4 protein-coding genes are annotated in these 4,747 nt (G+C 67.2%); all 4 read right to left on the reverse strand.

What is annotated here, in order from left to right:
- Positions 1 to 103: 103 nt before the first annotated feature.
- The 4 genes from ABZ806_RS44835 to ABZ806_RS44850 all read right to left on the reverse strand — a co-directional run bounded on the left by ABZ806_RS44835 (position 104) and on the right by ABZ806_RS44850 (position 4,620).
- Positions 104 to 535 carry an ATP-binding protein gene (locus ABZ806_RS44835; protein ID WP_500226068.1) on the reverse strand — a complete coding sequence of 144 codons (432 nt, stop codon included), beginning with the start codon at positions 533 to 535 and terminating at the stop codon, positions 104 to 106.
- Between the two features lie 193 nt (positions 536 to 728).
- Positions 729 to 1,706, reverse strand: coding sequence for a hypothetical protein (locus ABZ806_RS44840; protein ID WP_500226070.1), 978 nt, complete (start codon positions 1,704 to 1,706; stop codon positions 729 to 731).
- A 176-nt stretch (positions 1,707 to 1,882) separates the two neighbouring features.
- Positions 1,883 to 4,006, reverse strand: coding sequence for a methyltransferase, FxLD system (gene fxlM / locus ABZ806_RS44845; protein ID WP_500226071.1), 2,124 nt, complete (start codon positions 4,004 to 4,006; stop codon positions 1,883 to 1,885).
- 26 nt (positions 4,007 to 4,032) lie between these two features.
- Complete coding sequence (locus ABZ806_RS44850; RefSeq protein ID WP_500226072.1) at positions 4,033 to 4,620, reverse strand: lanthionine synthetase LanC family protein; 588 nt, start codon at positions 4,618 to 4,620, stop codon at positions 4,033 to 4,035.
- Positions 4,621 to 4,747 lie beyond the last annotated feature (127 nt).

Consider the following 4,747-nt stretch of genomic DNA (forward strand, 5'->3'; position numbering starts at 1 on the left):
CAGACCTGACCAGGCGGGCCTGCGGGACGGGGTCTCCGGTACGAGCAGCGTCTTCTACGCTGTCCCCGAGGGGCCAGCCTGCTACCGACAGGCTGGGCCCTCCCTACGACGCCAGCGTCACCTGCTGCCCCGGGCCGTTCTGGGCGTGGCGGCGCAGGTCCATGTCGGCCCACACGGTGAAGCCGTTTTCGGCGCTGCCGTGCACCCCCATCGCCAGGGCCAGCTTGGACACCGTGAGCAGGCCGTAGCCGCCCACCCGCGGCTCGCACCCCGGCGTCTCCGACCGGATCGTGGGCACGCAGCCCCCACCCAGGTCGGTCACCGCGATGTAGGCGACCTCGGACAGCGTGACCTCCAGGCCGAACCAGCCCCGGTCGGTGCCCGACCGCGAATGCCGGACCGCGTTAGTGGACAGCTCGGCCACCACCACGGCCACGTCCTCCTCTCGCCCGGTCCCCTCGAACAGCGTCGCCGCGAACACCCGCGCCACACGCACCTGATCGGGCCGACCGGGGTAGACCCGACGCCACCGCATCGGCTCAGAACCCCGCAGCCATTCACCGGGAGAACACAAGCCCCAGGTTCCGTTTTCCACTTTTCCGTTCCCTTCTTCGGCTGCGCCGAGTACGGCGACGCAACCGAATGACGTGATTGACAGCGCCCATTAATGAGCACCTCTCACGCCGGGTCAAGTGTCGACTACCGCCACTAGTCCGGTGAGGCAGGGTTCAGCGAAGAAGGGCCGCATCTTTAGAGGAGCCGGGCGGCTTGGATCTATACAGAATTTCTGCCGTAGCGCGCCTACTCTCTTCGACCGCTGCGGACATTTCGGTACTCAGTGGTTCTGGTATGGCACCTCGGCCAAGGCCAGCAGACTGCACAGTTGAGGCAAGGTGTGCCTCTTGAGCTGCGGTGAGCTTTCCCTTGAGATCGCGATGTCGTAGGAGGTCTCGCGCAACGTAGCCGTCCTCGACGTCCAAAACCTCACTCACAATGCGACTGACTATTGGCTCGCCGTAAGCGGGCTCTTCAGCGCCACAGAGGCAGACCGCAGTAAGGGCCATGCGGACACGGAAGGTCGCAAGTCCCGGATTCGGCTCCAGGGCCAGGTATTCCTCGACCGGAGTCACGTTTGCGGCCCACGGCGGGTGTCTGGCAGCGCGCAAGCAGAACATGGTCACGCACGCCGCCACGGCCTGTTCCCACGCCTCTGTGGCAGTGCTTTGTTCGAGGGTCGCCAACGCTGTCTCCGGGTCTCCACCGAGCGCCTGGGTGACGATGGCGGCCTGCCGTCCGTCCAGGAGCCGGCGGCCGACACCCCGATGCTGCTGTGCGAATCCGGCCGCCTGCTCCCACCTGCCCGCCGCGACCAGGGCGCGGATGCCGTCGGCGAGCACGACGCCCCATAACCATTGGCACAGGTCGCGGTGCTCTTCCCCCAAACCGGTCAGCTCGCCGAGCGGTAGCTCCCGGCCGTCGATCCTTGCGGGTTCCCTCATCCGGACGGCTCGATACAACTCTCCGAGCTGGTTACAGGCCGCATCCGGATTTCCAGCCCGGATCCGAAGCCGTGAGAGGTTGACAAGGGGTTCCAGCGCGTATCTTGCCGTTCGTGCGGTCAACGGCCGAGCGCACATGAACAGCTCGAATTGCTGTCGGCACAGGGAGCCGGCGAGTTCGGGCATGCCGCAGTCGCTGGCGATCAAGGCCGCACGGTTCTGTGCTGCCGCAGCCGCCGCGAGCCGATCAGCGGCGTCAGCCGCTCCGGTTGCGGTTCGCGCGAAGCCCGTGACCTCACGGATTCGTTCCTCAAGCGGCCGGCACGCTGGCCTGGGGCGAGCGACGAGAGGGAATGCCCGTGCGGCCCGACTCAGCGCGAGTGTCATTGCCAGGTGATGATGAGGCGTGTGTTCGGACGCTCGAAGACGAACCGGCCGGGTACCGGCTCCACCGCCTGCGCCGCCGCTTCGACCGGCGCGATCTCGAACTCGACGGGCCGGGATCGGTAGTCCTGGTCCCAGGTACCGATGGCGTCCGCCACACGGTTGGTCAGGGCGCGTCCGGTCGGGCCGTGACCGATGACCCCGACCTCGTACATCCGGCGGTTGCCGCTCGGCGCGTCCGGATCCTGCGGACGGAGGGTGAGATACGCGAGGTCGCCCTTGTCGGCCACCGCCATAGCGCCCCAGCCGAACTGGGGGCGAACCAGGCCTTCGTCGATCGCCGCATGCTCGACTGGCATCCGGCTCAACGCGTTGTCCATGACGCACGTGAGCCAAAGATCGAGCCATTCGAATGATTCGTCCGCCCTGAACAGCACTCCTGTCCACGCCTCGCTGCGCGGGGTCTCCAGGACGCCGCTCAGCAACGACTCGTCCACGGCCTGCTCGCGGTTGGCGTGAAGGCACACCGTTCCGTCGGCGGTCAGCCGGGTAATGCGGCGCGCGTCGTCGGCGATGCCCCGCAGGGGCATGAACGTGCACAACAGGCTGTTGCGGCTCAGCCAGCGCCCGTCGTCGCTGCCGTGATCGAAGGCGATCGAACGGGATACGCCTCCGCGCAGCCGCAGCGGGACGACGAGCCGGCCGCCGGGGGCGAGTTGGTCCAGCCACGGCAGGGGCAGGTCACCCGCTCCGACTGTGGCGATGATCCGCTCGTAGGGTGCCCCTTCGGGATGGCCGAGCGCGCCGTCGGCGAGGAGGACTTGGACGTTCTTGGTTCCGGCGGCGGCGAGGCCGTTCTGAGCGCCGGTGACGATGTCGTCGTCAACATCGATCGTGGTGACGTGGCCTTCGTCCCCTACCAGGTGTGCGAGGAGAGCCGCGTTGTATCCCGTACCGGCTCCGAGTTCGAGGACGCGCTGACCGGGCGCCGGCTGGAGCTGTTCGAGCATCATCGCGACGACCGTCGGCTGGGACGCGGCGCTGATCGAGACGCCAGCACCGTCCTGCTTGGTGTAGACGGCATCGTCGGCGTAAGCCCGCTCAAGCGGAACGCCGGGAACGAACGCGTGCCGGGGAACGGCGCGGAGGGCGGCCTCTACCCGCTCGCTGCGCACCGTCCCCTCGTCGCGCAGCTTGTCAACGAGGGCGTTCCGCAGACGGGTCGCGGTTTCCTCGCTGAGGTCGGGCGTTCGGCGGGTCTGGGTGTCCACCTCGGGGACACTAGGGGCGCCGCCGTCCGCGCCTGGCGTTGACGCGCCGTCGTGCAGGGTTCCCATGACTACCTCGCTTGTCAGTAGGGCCAGAGTGTGCTGATCGATGTAGGGAAGGCCAAGGCGGTTCCACTGGAAGATGACGTGGTGGGTCAGGACGGCCCGCAGCCCGCGTTCGAGTGCTCCGTGCCCGGCGAGTTCGGCCAGCCGTTGTCCTGCCTGCTCGAAGACCGAGATCCAGGGGGCGATGTCGGCGAGAGGACCTTCATTGACGAGGTCGCTGCCTGGTCCGACGTCGACGGTCATGAGCTTGTGCACGGCCGTCCTCAGCTGCGGGGACGGGGAGCGGCCGAGCTGGATGGGACGTTGCCGGGCGACGCGTCTCCAGACGTCTCCTTGCTCGTACCAGTCTTGTCCGGCGGCGCGCATCAGCACGCTGCACAGCAGGACGCCCAATTCCCGGCACCCCAGAGTTCGGCTGGCCGGCGGTCGCGCCAGGTGCGTGAGGACGTGGCGGCTGTCGTGATGGAACAGCTCGTGGGCGACTCGCATGCCGGCCTCGCCGCCGAACGCGACTGATTCAGGCTCGTAGATGCCCGTCCTCCAGCCCGAGAGCCGGTTCTCCGACGTCGCACGATTCAGAACGTCCGTGAAGTACGTCCGGACGGAATCGTCGGCGGGCAGGTAGCGAACTCGCCAGGACGGTGCTTTGCGGATGAAGAACCAGCGGCGGATCAGGCCGTGTTCTTCTGCGCCGGTCAGTGCGGGGCGCAGGACGTTCACTGCGGTGTCCTCGGCCGTACGCCAGTCGGGGAAGTCGATGACGACCTGCGGCCAGTCGCCGGTGTCCATGGTCATTCCTTCCTCGAAGGCACTGTTCAGGCGATCAGTAGGCATGAGTCCCAGCCTGAGACGGGCGGCAAGTCGGACGATGCTGCGTGGAGGGTGAGAGCAACGCCTGCGGCCCCTTCGAGGAATCCGAAGCATCCACCTGGTGGCCGGAGGAGTTCCGCGGCGAGTCGTTGCGCATCGGTGCCGTCCTCGATCAGCGCTTGCAGCGGCGACGGTTGGAATCTCGACATGTGGATACTCGCGTCGGCGGCACAACGGGTCGCGATATGGGCCAGGCCCGCATGGCCATGGCACAGCGACGCATCGGTTATCGCGGCGAGCTGTAGTGGATCGGTTAGGGCGCCGACAATGGCGCATTCAGCCATCCCCCGGCGCTCCTGGTCACCGACGGCGAGGGCCGCCAACTGCTGTGCACGCGCAACGCCTGCGGTTCCGTAGCACCAGGATGGGCGCGACGGCCTCGACGGAGTCGGCTGAGCGCCGCTCAACTGCGCACGGGCGACCCAGTAGGGCCACCAGGGGCAGGAGGCGTCGTCCTGTCGCCATCGGTCGAGCCAGGTGCAGATGCGGATGATGGCTTCGGCCTGACCGTCCACGGCCTTGCCATCTCTCATCGTCAGCGCGAGTAATGCGAGTGGGCCGGCGATTATCTTGATGACTCGTTGGCTGTCTGTTACGTGAGGTACGTGCGGGATTGAGCTACGTGCCTTACAGGTATCTGCGAGGTTCAAGTGACGTACG

The sequence above is a fragment of the Spirillospora sp. NPDC047418 genome, assembly GCF_040643275.1.
Taxonomy (GTDB): domain Bacteria; phylum Actinomycetota; class Actinomycetes; order Streptosporangiales; family Streptosporangiaceae; genus Spirillospora.

Bases quoted from the DNA above. Each gene is read 5' to 3' on its own strand.
- ABZ806_RS44835 (WP_500226068.1), bottom strand. From the start codon at position 535: ATGCGGTGGCGTCGGGTCTACCCCGGTCGGCCCGATCAGGTGCGTGTG.
- fxlM (WP_500226071.1), bottom strand. From the start codon at position 4,006: ATGGACACCGGCGACTGGCCGCAGGTCGTCATCGACTTCCCCGACTGG.
- ABZ806_RS44850 (WP_500226072.1), bottom strand. From the start codon at position 4,620: ATGAGAGATGGCAAGGCCGTGGACGGTCAGGCCGAAGCCATCATCCGC.